Raw genomic sequence first — 14,025 nt, forward strand, 5'->3', positions numbered from 1 at the left:
CGGTGCGGTGGAACCGGGCCTGCTGCTGATGGGCGGCGGCGACCGCAATCTCGAGGCGCTGCGCTGGTTCATGGGCAAGGCCGGCCACGGCCACATCGTGGTGCTGCGCGCCTCGCAGGGTGGCGAGATCGGCGAAGAGTTCTTCAACGAGGTCGGCGGCATCGCCTCGGTGGAAACGTTCGTGTTCCATGATCGGGAAGCCGCCTTCGACAAAGCCATTCTCAAACGCCTCCGGCGTGCCGACGGCATCTTCATCGCCGGAGGCGACCAGTCGCGCTACGTGCGCTACTGGCGCGGCACGCCCGTGGCCGAAACGCTGGACGCCCACGTCCGCGCCGGCAAGCCGCTGGGCGGCACCAGCGCCGGGCTGGCGATCCTGGGCGAATACCTCTACGGCGCGATGGACGGAGGCAGCCTCATCAGCCCCAATGCGCTGGCCGATCCGCACGGCGCGGAAAACACCATCGAAAGCGGTTTTCTCCATATCGCCGCGCTGCACGGATTCGTCACCGACACGCATTTTTCCGAACGCAATCGCCTGGGTCGCCTGTTCGCCTTCATCGCCAAGGCCGAGCGGATCGCTGGAAAGCCGATCCGCGGCCTGGGCGTGGACGAGGATGCCGCCGTGGTGGTGGAGGGCGACGGCAGCGCGCGCGTGCATGCGACGGCACCGGGCGCGGGTGCGAGCCTGGTGCTGGGCGGCTTCCCCGAAACCGCCGAGGACGATCCCCTGCACCTGCCGCGCGTCGAGGTGATCGGCGTGGGGCCGGATTCGCTGCTGCACCTGCCCTCCGCGCGGGTGGAGCGCCCATCTTTCCGCCGCCACTACGCGGTCGATCGCGGCATCCTGATGGCGCTCGACCAGCCGCTGCTCGCCATCCACGGTGGCGCGGGTGTGGAAAAGGGCGACCTGTCGCCGGAGGACGCCGCCGCGGCGCGCGCCGCGCTCGAGGCGGCCCTGCGCGCGGGTCACGCGCGCCTGCGCGAGGGTGCGGCGGCGCTCGATGCCGTCACCGCCGCCATCACCGTTCTGGAAGACGCGCCGCAGTTCAACGCCGCGCGCGGTGCGGTGTTCACCCACGATGGCCGCAACGAACTGGACACCTCGATCATGGACGGTGCCAGCGGCAAGGCCGGTGCGGCGGCCGGTCTGCATCGGGTGAAAAACCCCATCCAGCTGGCGCGCGCCATCATGGACCACTCGCGCCACGTGATGATGGTGGGCGAAGGCGCGGAGAGGTTCGCGGCCGAGCAGGGCATCGAACTGGTCGATCCTTCCTGGTTCCGCACCGAGAAGCGCTGGGAACAGCTGCAGCGCGCACTGAAGGCCGAGACTGAATCGACCGCACGCGGCGAAGCGCCGATCAAGCTTCCCGGCAAGGCCTATTTCGGCACCGTGGGTGCGCTCGCACTGGATGCCACAGGTCACCTGGCAGCAGGCACCTCGACCGGCGGCATGACCAACAAGCGTTACGGCCGCGTGGGCGACTCCCCCATCATCGGCGCGGGCACCTGGGCTGACGCGCGCTGCGCGGTATCGGGCACCGGCTGGGGCGAGTTCTACATCCGCCATGCCGCCGCGCACGATATCTGCGCGCGCATGGCCTATGCCGGCCAGTCGCTGCAGCGCGCGGCCGATGCGGTGATCAACAAAGTCATCGTTGAAGCCGGCGGCGACGGTGGCGCGATCGCCCTGGCCGCCGATGGCACGGTGGCGTTTCCGTTCAATACCGAGGGCATGTACCGCGGCTGGATCGGTGCCGACGGAGTGCCGCATGTGGCGATCTTTGCGGACGAGGCGCTGTTGATGCCGCGGTGAGGGGCGGTGTCGGCGGGTTTTTGCCTGGCGCGCGGCTTCTTTCGCCTGCGCTTGGGTACTGTCGCAGGGTTTCGACCGCCTCGGCGGCCGCCGGGGATGGCGAAATCCTGCGACCACGCACAGTCAGAAGCAAAAAAACCACACAGGGCAGGTCAAACCTGCGAAGCGCCAGACCTCCGGCTCAGGACACCGGCAGCGCCCGCATCCGCTGGATCAGCGCATCGAGCTCAGGGTCTTCCGGCCGCTCGCGGCCCAGCAGCCAAGGCCACAGGCGGGTGTCCTCGCACTCCAGCAGGCGGACATAGCTGGCGCGCTCGGCGGCATCGGCCTGCGACCAGCGCTGGTCGAGGTAGCGGCGCAGCAGGAGGTCCAACTCCATCATCCCGCGTCGGCTGCGCCAGCGGATGCGGGAGAACAGTTCGGATTCGTCGCTCACGAGGATCGGGCGTCGCGGCTCAGACGCCGCGACGCTCCACGATGAGCTTCTTGATTTCCGCGATCGCCTTGGCCGGGTTCAGGCCCTTGGGGCAGGTGCGGGTGCAGTTCATGATGGTATGGCAGCGGTAGAGCTTGAACGGGTCTTCCAGCTCGTCCAGACGCGCGCCGGTGTCCTCGTCGCGCGAATCGATGATCCAGCGGTAGGCCTGCAGCAGGATGGCCGGACCGAGGTAGCGGTCGCCGTTCCACCAGTAGCTCGGGCAGGCGGTGGAGCAGCAGGCGCACAGGATGCACTCGTAGAGTCCGTCGAGTTTTTTGCGGTCGGCCGGGGACTGCAGTCGCTCCTTGGTCGGCGTCGGACTCTGGGTGCGGACCCAGGGACGGATCGAGGCGTATTGGGCGTAGAAGTGAGTGAGGTCGGGGACCAGATCCTTGACCACCGGCATGTGCGGCAGCGGGTAGAGCGGGACCTCTTCCTTGGCGCAGTCGGCGATCTCGCGCGTGCAGGCCAGGGTGTTGGTGCCGTCGATGTTCATCGCGCACGAACCGCAGATGCCTTCGCGGCAGGAGCGGCGGAAGGTGAGCGTCGGATCGACCTCGTTCTTGATCTTGATCAGCGCATCCAGAACCATCGGCCCGCAGCTGCCCAGATCCACCTCGTAGGTGTCGGTACGCGGGTTGGCGTCGTCGTCCGGACTCCAGCGGTAGATCTTGAAGGTGCGCACCGGGCCCTTGGGGTTCTCCACCGGGTAGTGCTTGCCCTTCTGGACGCGGGAGTTTCTGGGAAGTCGGAAGTCGGCCATGGTTTCGGATCCGGGAATCGTGAATGGAGGATGGTGGGACGGGGAGGCGGGGTTCAGGCTTTTTCGATTCCCGATTCCCGACTCCCGATTCCCGCCATCAATACACGCGCTTCTTCGGCGGGACGACGTCCACGTCGCTGCTGAGCGTGTACATGTGAACCGGGCGGTAGTCGAAGCGCACCGTGCCGTCGGCGTCGAGCCAGGAGCAGGTGTGCTTGAGCCAGTTGGCGTCGTCGCGCTCGGGATAGTCCTCGCGCGCGTGCGCGCCGCGTGATTCGGTGCGGTTCAAGGCCGAACTCATCGTGACCACGGCCTGCGAGAGGAGGTTCTCCAGCTCCAGGGTTTCCATGAGGTCGGTGTTCCAGATCAGCGAGCGGTCGGTGACGTGCACATCCTTGAAGCTGGCGTGCACCTTGCCGATGCGCTCGACACCCTCCTGCAGGGTGCTTTGGGTGCGGAATACCGCCGCGTCGGATTGCATGGTGCGCTGCATGTCGAGGCGGATCTCCGCGGTCGGGCGCGAGCCCTTGGCGTGGCGGATCGCGTCGAAGCGCGAGAGCGCCTTGTCGATGCTGGCCTGCGAGGCCAGCTTGGGCTTGCCGAACTTGACCAGGGTTTCTTCACAGCGATTGGCCACGGCGCGGCCGAACACCACGAGGTCGAGCAGGGAGTTGGAGCCGAGGCGGTTGGCACCGTGCACCGAGACGCAGCCGGCTTCGCCCACCGCGTACAGGCCCGGTACCACCGCGTCGGGGTTGCCGGCGCGCGGCTGCACCACTTCGCCGTGGCGGTTGGTGGGAATGCCGCCCATGTTGTAGTGGGCCGTGGGCAGCACCGGGATCGGCTGCTTCTCCACGTCCACGCCGGCGAAGATGCGCGCGCTTTCCGCGATGCCGGGCAGGCGCTCGTGGATGACCTCCGGCCCCAGGTGGGTGAGGTCGAGCAGGATGTGGTCCTTGTGCTCGCCCACGCCGCGGCCCTCGCGGATTTCGATGGTCATGGCGCGGCTGACCACGTCGCGCGAGGCCAGGTCCTTCACGTGCGGGGCGTAGCGCTCCATGAAGCGCTCGCCGCTGGCGTTGCGCAGGATGCCGCCTTCGCCGCGCACCCCTTCGGTAATCAGGCAGCCGGCACCATAGATGCCGGTGGGGTGGAACTGCACGAATTCCATGTCCTGCAGCGCCAGCCCGGCGCGCAGCGCCATGCCACCGCCGTCGCCGGTGCAGGTGTGCGCCGAGGTGCAGCTGAAGTAGATGCGGCCGTAGCCGCCCGTGGCCAGCACCACGCCCTGGGCGTGGAACACGTGGATGTCGCCGGTGGCCAGCTCCAGCGCGATCACGCCGCGACAGATGCCGTCGTCATCCATCAGGAGGTCGAGCGCGAAGAACTCGATGAAAAAGCGCGCATCGTGCGCCAGCGCCTGCTGATAGAGCGTGTGCAGCATGGCGTGGCCGGTGCGGTCGGCGGCCGCGCAGGTGCGCTGCGCCGGCGGGCCTTCGCCGAACTGGGTGGTCATGCCGCCGAAGGGGCGCTGGTAGATCTTGCCTTCCTCGGTGCGCGAGAACGGCACGCCGTAGTGCTCCAGCTCGTAGATCGCCGGAATCGCCTCGCGGCACATGTACTCGATGGCGTCCTGGTCGCCCAGCCAGTCCGAGCCCTTGATGGTGTCGTAGAAGTGGTAGCGCCAGTCGTCGTCGCTCATGTTGCCCAGCGCGCCGGCGATGCCGCCCTGCGCGGCCACGGTGTGCGAGCGGGTGGGGAAGAGCTTGCTGATGCAGGCGACGTTGAGGCCTTTCTCGGCCATGCCGAAAGTGGCGCGCAGCCCGGCACCGCCGGCACCGACGACCACGACGTCGAACTCGTGATGGATGATTTTGTATGCGGACATGGAAGGCTCAGGCGGAAAGGACGATGCGGCCGACGGCCACGATGGAAGCCAGTGCGCCCAGCGAACAGGCGAACAGCACCAGAAGCTGCACAACCACGTTGAGTCCGTGGCGGTGGACGTAGTCGTCGATTACCACCTGCAGGCCCATGCGCAGGTGCCAGAAGAGCGCGACGAGGAAGGAAATCATCAGCACGCCGTGGACCGGATTGGCCAGGGTGGCGCGCACGGTGGCGTAATCGGCCGGCATCAGGGTGATGACCAGCCACACCAGCCAGGGCGTGAGCAGGGCCAGCGCCACGGCGGTGATGCGCTGCCAGATGAAATGCTCGGCCCCGCTCTTGGCCGAACCCCAGTTGCGGGCCTTCGCCAGCGGATCGCGCAACGGATCGCGGGAGATCATGCCGCACCTCCCGCCGCGAAGCCGAAGTACCACACCAGCAGGGTGAAAAGCGTCGTGAGCGCCACCACGATGTAGCCGCCCTTGTAGAGGCCGGGAATCGAGAAGCCCACGCCGGCATCCCACACCAGGTGCCGGATGCCGTTGAAGAAGTGGAATGCCAGCGCGAAGACGAAGGCCGCCAGCACGAGGCGACCGGGCAGCGAGCCGATGCACGCCGCGAAGCTCGCGTACGCCTCGGGGCCGCGCATGACGGCGATCAGCCAGGCTGCCATCAGGAAGGCACCGACCGACAGGGCAACGCCCGTCGCACGGTGCAGGAACGACATCACCGATGTGATCTGCCAGCGGTACAGCGACCCCAGCATGAAGGGTGACAAGGGGCGTTCGCGTTGCGACATGGACACGCTCTCGTTGACGGGAAACGAAAAAAGCCAATCGCCGCCGTCGCCCGGGCGGGCGACGCCGGGCTCAGAAATCGATGCAACGTCCGTTCATTTCCCAGTCGCCATAGCGCGTGGGATCAAGGCCCTCGCGGCCTCCAACCTCGGGCGACTGCGACGCGGGCGCGTCCTGTGTCAGCCGCTCGTTCGGGGTGGGTGCTGGCTCGGGAGCTGGCGGGGTTTGGCCTATCATGGCGAACCGTTCGTGCAATGCACAAAGAGTAGTACCGCGCCCCATGATGATCAAGCCGGAACCCGCGCTGAACCTGCCCCATCTTCTGGAAACCGGCGGCGTGCTGCAGCTTTCAGGCCGCGATGCGCTGGCTTTTGCTCAGGCGCAGTTCGCCAACGATGCCGCGTCGCTTGCCGACGGGCACTGGCAGTGGAGCCTGTGGCTGTCCGCCAAGGGGCGGGTGCTGGCGCTGTTCGCGCTGGTGCGGATCGATGCCCAGCGCCTGGTGCTGTGGCTGCCCGATGTTTTCGCCGAATCGTTCGCCGATGCGCTGCAGCGTTTCCGCTTCCGCAGCAAGGTCGAGATCACCGCGCTGCCCGAGGCGCAGGCCGCGATCGGATTCGACGCGCCGGCGCACTGGGGATTCGATGCCCGCGGCAATCGCACCGACCTTGCGCGCGACGCGCAGGGCGACTGGGCGCGCATCGCGCTTGACATGGGCGGAGCCGGCGCGCGAACGCTTTGCCTGTACTCGAACGCGCGGGCGGGGTTTTCCGTCGATGCCGACGCCAGCGCGCGCTGGCGCATGGACGACATCGCCCACGGCTTGCCGCGGCTGGATGCCGCCGGTGCCGACGCCTTCACCCCGCACATGCTGGGTCTGGATCGCCTGGGTGCCTTCAGCGTGAAAAAGGGCTGCTATCCGGGCCAGGAAATCGTCGCACGCACGCATTTCCTCGGTCAGGCCAAGCGCGGGCCGCTGCGCTTCCTGCTGGCGGCCGAACCGGCGGTGGGCGCGCGCCTCACCGCTGCGGACGGCGCGATCGCGCAGCTCGTGAGCGTGGCGCGATGGGGTGGGCGCATCGAGGCGCTGGCGGTGGGTCCGCAAGCGGCATCGCCGCAGTCATGGCACGCGGAAGACGGCAGCGAGGCGACCGTCCTGCCATTGCTCGACGGGCTGGCGCGCTGATCCGCTACGCGGCGCGGTAGTTGTCCACCACCCGATACCTGCGCGCCACCAGCCCGAACACGAGGGCGGCCACCAGCGCGAAGACGGCGAAGAAGAACATCAGGAACGCGGTTTCGCTCAATCCGGTGCGGGCGATCTGGCCGGTGACCGCATCGTTGCGCACCGCCGCGTTGGACAGCAGCACCCACAGGTTGCCGACGGTGGTGGTGAGATTCCAGAAGCTCATCACCACGCCCTTCATCGCCTGCGGTGCCTGGCTGTAGGCGAACTCCAGCCCGGTGGCAGAAACCAGCACCTCGCCGAAGGTGAGGAGCGCGTAGGGCAGCACCTGCCAGACGATGCTCATCGCGTTGCCCTCGTCCATCATCACCTGGATGCCGCCGACCACGATCCACGCCAGGCCGCTGAAGGCGATGCCTGCCGTCATCCGGCGCAGCGCGGTCGGTTCCCAGCCCAATTTGCGCAGCATCGGATAGAGCACGAGGTTGTTGAACGGGATCAGGATCATCACCAGCGCCGGGTTCAGCGCCTGCATCTGCGAGGAGACGAACCAGCCCGGTTTGGTCATCGCCTCGCCCTGGATCACCCAGGTCGAGGCTTTCTGGTCGAACAGCGAAAAGAACGGCGTGGTGAGCGCGAAGATCACCAGCACCTTGAGCACGCTGCGCACCCCATCCACCGCCGTATCCGGGTGGATGCCGCGGGCGCGGTCGAGCTGCAGCCAGGTGCCGCCGCCCACGCCGGCCAGGATCGCCACCAGCGCCAGGCAGGCGCAGATCACGAAGCCCAGCGTGGGCATCAGCGCGAACGAAGCCGCCGCCAGCAGCACGCCCGCCGCGGCAATCCAGTAGCCCGGCCCGAGCGCGCCGCGGCCGTCGCGCGCCAAGAGCGCGGTGCGCACGACCTTGGAAAAGGAATGCGGATCGGAGTTGCCCACCGGCGGCACCATCACATAGTGCTTGCGGCCCAGCCAGAACACGAAGGTGGCGATGAACATCAGCACGCCGGGAATGCCGAAGGCCACCGAGGGGCCGAAGTGCTTGAGGAACAGCGGCATCGACAGGGAGGCGAACAGCGAGCCGAAGTTGATGATCCAGTAGAAGCCGTCGAAGACGATCTTGGCCAGGTGCTTGTTCGACTGGTCGAACTGGTCGCCCACGAAGGAAGCCACCAGCGGCTTGATGCCGCCTGCGCCCAGCGCGATCAGGCCCAGCCCGGTGAAGAACCCCGTGCGGCTGTCCTCGAACATCGCCAGGCAGGCGTGACCGGCGCAGTAGATGAGCGAGAACCACAGGATGGTGTTGTACTTGCCGAAGAACCGGTCTGCCAGCCAGCCGCCCAGCAGCGGGAAGAAGTACACCCCGATCATGAAGCTGTGCATCAGGTCCTTCGCCGCCAGCGCGCGTTCCCCGTCGCTGAGGATGTGCTGCAGCAGGGTGGATGTGATCAGGAACTGCACCAGGATGTTGCGCATCCCGTAGAAGCTGAAGCGCTCGCAGCCCTCGTTGCCGATGATGTAGGGAATCTGGCGAGGGAAGCGGGCGCGCGGCGCGGCTGCGGTTGAACTCATGCGTGAGGGCCTGGAAACAGGGGAAAGCGCGGCAGTGTGCCCAAAGTGGCGGCAAAGCCCAAGCCGCAGCGCCGCATGGATGCTGCGTCGATGCTTCGGGTGATTGCGCATTACGCGCGGGCTGCCGCGCACCGCGTTTTTGCCGTGCATCAAGCTTTCGCCTCACATGGCGGCCTGCAGCGGCGAACGCCTGTGCGCAGCGGAAGCGATGGGTGAAAGTGTGAACCAGCCGGCATCTGTGGCACGCCGTTGCCGCGAGCAGCGGCAAAGCGGCGGCGCATGGCTTGCGGGAACGTGCTGTCACAACGATCATCGACCGCCCCTGACTGGAACAGGAGATCGCGTGTCGGAGCCGACAACGAACGCGGTCGCGCCGGCACCCAATCCCATGCCATGGAGGTATTCGGGCACGCTGCTGCTGGGGGCACTGCTGCTGCTGTTCGCGCTGAACGCGCTGATGGACACCGGTGCGCGCGTCGAGGATGTCGGGGTGCAGCGTTTCGACAGCGCGTGGCGCGCCGTTGGCGACGGCGGCGAGGAATTCGGGCCGGTGCCGATGCGGCTGCCCAGGAACTGCCACTCGCGGGATGAGTGCGAGCACGTCTACCGGATCAGGTTCGAGCATGATCGGACCGGGGACGGGCCGTTCGCGCTGTACGTGCCGCAGTTCACCGGGCGCATCCAGGTCGCGCTCAACGGCGTGCCGATGGCGGACAGCACCCTGGCCGAAACCTCGTTGCGCCAGGGCCAGGGCGCCCCGCAGATCGCCACTGTGCCCGAGCGCCTGCTGCAGCCTGGTTTCAACGAAATCAGCGTGGTGCTGAGCGGGCGACTGGGTCAGGGCGCGGTCGGCCCGGTGTTCTTCGGCCCGGAGAACCGGCTGCGCGACGACTACGAAACCGCGCATTTTCTGGTCGTGGGCCTGTCGCGCCTGATGGATGGGGCGCTGCTGGCGATCGGTTCGATCCTGCTGCTGATCTGGCTCGCGCGTCGCCAGGACCAGCTCTACCTGCTGTGCGCGACGATCTCGCTGAGCTTTGCGCTGACCTCACTGGCACCGCTGATCGCCAGCGCCTTCGGCGACTTCCTTCTGATGCCGCTGAACACGCTGCGCTTCGTTGCCGTCTGCCTGTTGCTGCCCTTCGTCTGGCAGCTGACCGGGCGCACGCCGCCGGTGCGCACGCGCTGGTTCCTCGTGCCTGGCGCGCTGATGATGCTCTGCTTCCACGTCCTGCCTGCGGCCTGGTCGATGTTCCTGCTGCTGGCGCTGTTCATGCCGCTGGCGCTGGGCCTGGCGGTGCTGGCGCTGTGGCAACTGTGGCGGGCCGGCGTGCGCGGACGCGATCGCACCGCGCTGACCCTGCTGGTGGCGGTCGTGGTCCTGCTGGCGCTTGCTGTGCGCGACCATCTGGTGCTGAGCACCGGCGTTGGCCGGGCGTACGTGCTGCTGGCGCGCTTCAATGGCCCGATCCTCGCTTTCATGATGGGCGCGATCGTGCTGCGCGGCTTCGCCGAGGGCCTGTCTCTGCTGGAGGACTTCAACGCGCGCCTGCGTCACGATGTGGCCGCCGCACGGGTGAAGCTGCAGCAGGCGTTTGCGCGCGAGCAGGCGCAGGCGCAGCGCGAGACGCTGGCGGCCGAGCGCATGCGCCTGATGGGCGACCTGCACGACGGCATTGCCGGGCAACTGGTATCCATCGTTTCGCTGTCCGAGCGCGCCCAGGGGCCGGTGGCCGAGGAAGTATCGCGCGCCTGCCACAGCGCCCTGACCGATCTGCGCCTGGTGGTGGACTCGATGGAGGACTTCGGCGACGACCTGGGGATGATGCTGGTGGCTTTCCGCGACAGGATCCAGCCGCAGCTGCGTCGCTCCGGCGTGCGCCTGGACTGGAGGGTGCACGACCTGCCCGACCTGCCGGGGCTGACGCCGACGCTCACCCTGGGGCTGTTCCGGCTGCTGCAGGAAGCGGTCAACAATGCGGTGCGCCATTCCGGCTCGGACGTGGTCGAGATCGAATCGCCGCAGCAGCCCGGACAGGGCGTGCGTCTGGTGGTGCGCGATCACGGCGCGGGAGGCGCACAGCCACGGCGCGGCCACTACGGCATGGAGAACATGCAGCGCCGTGCCGTCGACCTGGGCGCGCGGCTGATCGTGGAAAGCGACGCGACCGGCACCCGCGTGATCGTGGACCTGCCGCAACGCTTCGGCGCTGCGGACGAGGCCGCGCTCAAAGGCTGATGAGCTTGCGTGACACCGCCTCGAATACCGCCTCGCCCCGGCTGTTCACTTCGAGCTTGCGGTAGATGCTCTTGATGTGATTGGGCAGGGTCTTGCGTGAAATGCCCAGGCTGTCGGCGATCTCGTTGTAGCTCATGCCCTTGGCGATGCCCCACAGGATATCGGTCTCGCGCCCGGTCAGGATCAGAGCGGCATTTTCCGCGTGTTCCGGATCTGTGTGCGGTGCCGACCGCAGGCGGCGCAGCAGGTAACGCGCGATGCCTGCCGACAGTGGCGACTGGCCGTCGAGCACCTGCCGCACGGTGTTTCCGATGTCTTCGGGCAGGGCATCCTTGACGATGTAGCCGCTGGCACCGGCGGCGATTGCCGCGATCACGCTGGCCTCGTCGCACAGGACGGAGATCACCAGGATTTCCACCTCCGGATGCGCGGTGTGGACTTCGGCGGTGAGGTCGGCACCGTGGCCATCGGGCAGCTCCAGATCGGTCAGCAGGACCCGCGGCGGCGTGCTGCTGATCGCGGCGCGCGCGGCAGCCAGGCTGCCGACAGACTCGACCGCGAATCCGGGATCGGCCGCCAGCGCATCGTGCAGGCGCTGGCGCGTCGGGGCGTCGTCTTCGACCAGCAGGATTCGGATCATTTCCATGGTGGCGACATCGTGCTCGCAACGGCTCCGTAAAGTCGATCCCGGGTGCCTTCGACGGCAGCCGCGCGGTCCGGTGCCTGCTGCCCCGCGTCGGCGAAGCAGGAGATGGCCGATGGGCGGATTCATGTGGCTTGCGGGGGTTTGGCGCGCCAATCATTGCGCCCATGCGAGACGCGGCGCATGCCATGTTCATGGTGTTGTCCGTTTCGGTCACCGGCGGTTTCATGGGCTGCATCACGCCACGTCTCCGGGGGAAACCATGAAGCGTCTGCCTCGCTCATCGAAATTGCGGCATGGGCTGCTGCCGATCTTTCTGCTGGCGACGCTCGCACGGGCGGGCGGCGGCGAGGGGGTTTTCGCGGACGGGTTCGAGGACGCCGGCGCGGCCCGGCCGCCCAACATCCTGTTCATCGTCATTGACGATTTCGGCCTGGACCAGCTCGACTTCTACGGCCACGGCGGCCTGGTGCCGCCGCGCACGCCGAACCTTGCAGCCATCGCACAGGCCGGCCTGAAGTTCCGCAATGCCTGGGCCATGCCCACCTGCACACCGACCCGCGCGACCTTCTTCACCGGGCGCTATCCCTCCAGCACCAACATCCTCAACGCGGTGGTGCAGACCGATCTGGCCAATTCGGAAATCTCGCCCTACGAGATGACCCTGCCCAAGCTGCTGAAAACCGCCGGCTACACCAACGCCATGATCGGCAAGATGCACCTGACCGGCACCAATCTGGGCAGTTCGGCCAATCTGCCCTATGGCCTGCAGACGATGTGGAAGCTGGGCTGGGACCACTTCGACGGCTACCTGGATGGCGCGCCTTATCCGATCGATACCCGCGCCGGCCTCGGCACCTTTGGCGATGATCCTGCCGGCGGACCTTTCCTTTGCGGCTTCGTGCCCAACACCACCATGGATCCGACCCACGGTGCCGACACGGGCGCCTGCTATTTCGTGGACAACAGCTGCGAGCAGATCGTGCGCGACAATGTCGCCGGCCCGCGCACGCCGGGCCGCGCCTGCCTGGATCGCGGCGGCATCTTCGACCCCAACCAGTCCTGCCAGGCGGCCGCGCCGGCACACATCGACTTCACCGAACAGAACGGCTACTACACCGGCAAGTTCGTCTGGAGCGATGCCGACGGCAACAGCGGCGAAGTGCTGGCGACCGATGCGTCGGCGCGCGGCTATCGCAGCACGCTGGAAACCGACCGTGCCGTCGCCTGGGCGAACGCGCAGCCGGCGAACAAGCCCTGGATGATGTCGCTGGGGTATTCGGCCATCCACACGCCGCTGCAGGTGCCCCCGCTGGCGCTGATCGCCGCCGATACGCCGGGGCGCAACGACAACCTGGTCTGCTCGCCGGCCTCGGACGTGGAAGGCGCGCCCGGCCAGATCATCGGCATGATCGATGATCGCCTGATCACCAACCTGATGGTCGAAGCGATGGACCGGGAGATTGGCCGCCTGCTGGTGGAAATCGGGCTCGCCGCATGGAACCCGGATGGCACGCTGCACTACGATCCGGCCGGCACCAATACCCTGCTGGTGGTCATGGGCGACAACGGCACCTACGTCAACAGCGTGAAGTTCACCTCGCCCGGGCGTTTCGATCCGGCGCGCGCCAAGGCTTCCCCCTACCAGACCGGCGTCGGCGTGCCGCTGCTGGTGGCCGGCCCGATGGTCGCCTCCCCCGGCCGCGACGTAACCCACCAGGTCAGTTCGCCCGACCTCTACCGCCTGTTCGCGGATATCGTCGGTGCGGACATCGGCGCGCACGTTTCCCCGGACCGCCCGCTGGACGCCCAGCCGATGCTGGCCTACCTGACCGATCCCGGCCAGGGCGCATTGCGCACGATCAACTTCACCGAGATGGGTGCCAACTTCCCCAACCCGGCCGCCGGCGTCGTGGCCCAGCCCTGTGTGGTGGAGGCTGCCGACACCTGCTTCGTGATCTTCCCGAACAAGGCCCTGTGCGACGATCAGGGCGGGGTCTGGTATGGCGCGGGGTCCGTGTTCAGCGGCGTACCTGCCGCCGGATTCGACCACTGCGGCCAGGTCATGTCCTATCGCCGTGCGCTGGATCCGGCGGACGTCACCCGGGTGCTGCCCGATGCGTCCAAGGCGGCCAGCGACGGCACCTACAAACTGGTCCGCCAGAACCGCAAAACCTATACCCTGGACCTTGCCAATCCCGTCAACTCCACCTACACCGGCGTCAATACGAATGTCGACGAGCTCTACCGGATCGACATGCTGGCCTTGCCCGATCCGGTGCTCGACAAGGAGGGGACCGAGCTTGCCATCGGCGAGCCCCCGCTGGACGTATCCGCCCTCAGCCCCGAGGCGCAGACGGCCTATGGCGTGCTCTCCGCCGAACTGGACCGGCGCGATGCGGTGGCCGCCTACAACTACAGCTACGACGCCATCCAGTGCCCCGGCGATGGCAACCGCGATTTCAGGGTGGACAACGACGACCTGCTCAACTGGATCGAGCTGAACGGACTGAACCAGCTCAACGGTGCGGGCCAGTCGACCTGGTACGACTTCAACCACGACGGCAAGACCGACGAGCTTGACCTGAACATCATCGTTGCCAACCTCGGTGCCACCTGCGTGCCGCCGCAGCCCTGAGACAG

Annotated in this window: 12 protein-coding genes and 1 pseudogene; 5 read left to right on the top strand and 8 right to left on the bottom strand. The window is 67.4% G+C overall.

Annotated elements, in window-relative coordinates:
* Positions 1-70: 70 nt before the first annotated feature.
* Positions 71-634 (top strand): annotated as a pseudogene (locus tag WB794_RS05215) (cyanophycinase); the annotation flags it as partial.
* A gap of 216 nt (positions 635-850) precedes the next feature.
* Positions 851-1,819 carry an isoaspartyl peptidase/L-asparaginase family protein gene (locus WB794_RS05220; protein WP_337334822.1) on the top strand — a complete coding sequence of 323 codons (969 nt, stop codon included), beginning with the start codon at positions 851-853 and terminating at the stop codon, positions 1,817-1,819.
* A 181-nt stretch (positions 1,820-2,000) separates the two neighbouring features.
* Here the strand turns inward: WB794_RS05220 and WB794_RS05225 are convergent, their stop codons facing one another.
* The 6 genes from WB794_RS05225 to WB794_RS05250 all read right to left on the bottom strand — a co-directional run bounded on the left by WB794_RS05225 (position 2,001) and on the right by WB794_RS05250 (position 6,026).
* Positions 2,001-2,255 (bottom strand): FAD assembly factor SdhE, encoded by a 255-nt coding sequence (locus tag WB794_RS05225; protein ID WP_337334786.1) that lies wholly within the window; start codon positions 2,253-2,255, stop codon positions 2,001-2,003.
* Between the two features lie 19 nt (positions 2,256-2,274).
* Positions 2,275-3,060 carry a succinate dehydrogenase iron-sulfur subunit gene (locus WB794_RS05230; protein ID WP_337334787.1) on the bottom strand — a complete coding sequence of 262 codons (786 nt, stop codon included), beginning with the start codon at positions 3,058-3,060 and terminating at the stop codon, positions 2,275-2,277.
* A gap of 97 nt (positions 3,061-3,157) precedes the next feature.
* Positions 3,158-4,948 (bottom strand): succinate dehydrogenase flavoprotein subunit, encoded by a 1,791-nt coding sequence (sdhA, locus tag WB794_RS05235; protein ID WP_337334788.1) that lies wholly within the window; start codon positions 4,946-4,948, stop codon positions 3,158-3,160.
* 7 nt (positions 4,949-4,955) lie between these two features.
* On the bottom strand, positions 4,956-5,348 hold the full coding sequence (gene sdhD / locus WB794_RS05240) for a succinate dehydrogenase, hydrophobic membrane anchor protein (protein ID WP_337334789.1): 393 nt from the start codon (positions 5,346-5,348) through the stop codon (positions 4,956-4,958).
* Positions 5,345-5,746, bottom strand: coding sequence for a succinate dehydrogenase, cytochrome b556 subunit (gene sdhC, locus WB794_RS05245; protein ID WP_337334790.1), 402 nt, complete (start codon positions 5,744-5,746; stop codon positions 5,345-5,347). The genes sdhD and sdhC overlap by 4 nt, the downstream gene beginning before the upstream one ends.
* A gap of 70 nt (positions 5,747-5,816) precedes the next feature.
* Positions 5,817-6,026, bottom strand: coding sequence for a DUF1674 domain-containing protein (locus WB794_RS05250; RefSeq protein WP_337334823.1), 210 nt, complete (start codon positions 6,024-6,026; stop codon positions 5,817-5,819).
* On the opposite strand from WB794_RS05250, the gene ygfZ reads away from it, so the two are divergent.
* A complete protein-coding gene (gene ygfZ / locus WB794_RS05255) occupies positions 6,025-6,930 on the top strand; it encodes a CAF17-like 4Fe-4S cluster assembly/insertion protein YgfZ (RefSeq protein ID WP_337334791.1) in 906 nt (301 codons plus the stop codon). The two genes, WB794_RS05250 and ygfZ, sit on opposite strands and share 2 nt — an antisense overlap.
* Positions 6,931-6,934: 4 nt before the next feature.
* Here the strand turns inward: ygfZ and WB794_RS05260 are convergent, their stop codons facing one another.
* Positions 6,935-8,500, bottom strand: coding sequence for a POT-type proton-dependent oligopeptide transporter (locus tag WB794_RS05260; protein WP_337334792.1), 1,566 nt, complete (start codon positions 8,498-8,500; stop codon positions 6,935-6,937).
* Between the two features lie 388 nt (positions 8,501-8,888).
* On the opposite strand from WB794_RS05260, the gene WB794_RS05265 reads away from it, so the two are divergent.
* Positions 8,889-10,739 carry a sensor histidine kinase gene (locus tag WB794_RS05265; RefSeq protein ID WP_337334793.1) on the top strand — a complete coding sequence of 617 codons (1,851 nt, stop codon included), beginning with the start codon at positions 8,889-8,891 and terminating at the stop codon, positions 10,737-10,739.
* On the opposite strand, the gene WB794_RS05270 is transcribed toward WB794_RS05265, so the two are convergent.
* Positions 10,729-11,385, bottom strand: coding sequence for a response regulator (locus tag WB794_RS05270; RefSeq protein ID WP_337334794.1), 657 nt, complete (start codon positions 11,383-11,385; stop codon positions 10,729-10,731). The genes WB794_RS05265 and WB794_RS05270 overlap by 11 nt on opposite strands.
* A 259-nt stretch (positions 11,386-11,644) precedes the next feature.
* On the opposite strand from WB794_RS05270, the gene WB794_RS05275 reads away from it, so the two are divergent.
* On the top strand, positions 11,645-14,020 hold the full coding sequence (locus WB794_RS05275; protein ID WP_337334795.1) for a sulfatase-like hydrolase/transferase: 2,376 nt from the start codon (positions 11,645-11,647) through the stop codon (positions 14,018-14,020).
* Positions 14,021-14,025 lie beyond the last annotated feature (5 nt).

The organism is Denitratimonas tolerans, assembly GCF_037203605.1.
GTDB classification, from domain to species: Bacteria; Pseudomonadota; Gammaproteobacteria; order Xanthomonadales; family Xanthomonadaceae; genus Denitratimonas; species Denitratimonas tolerans.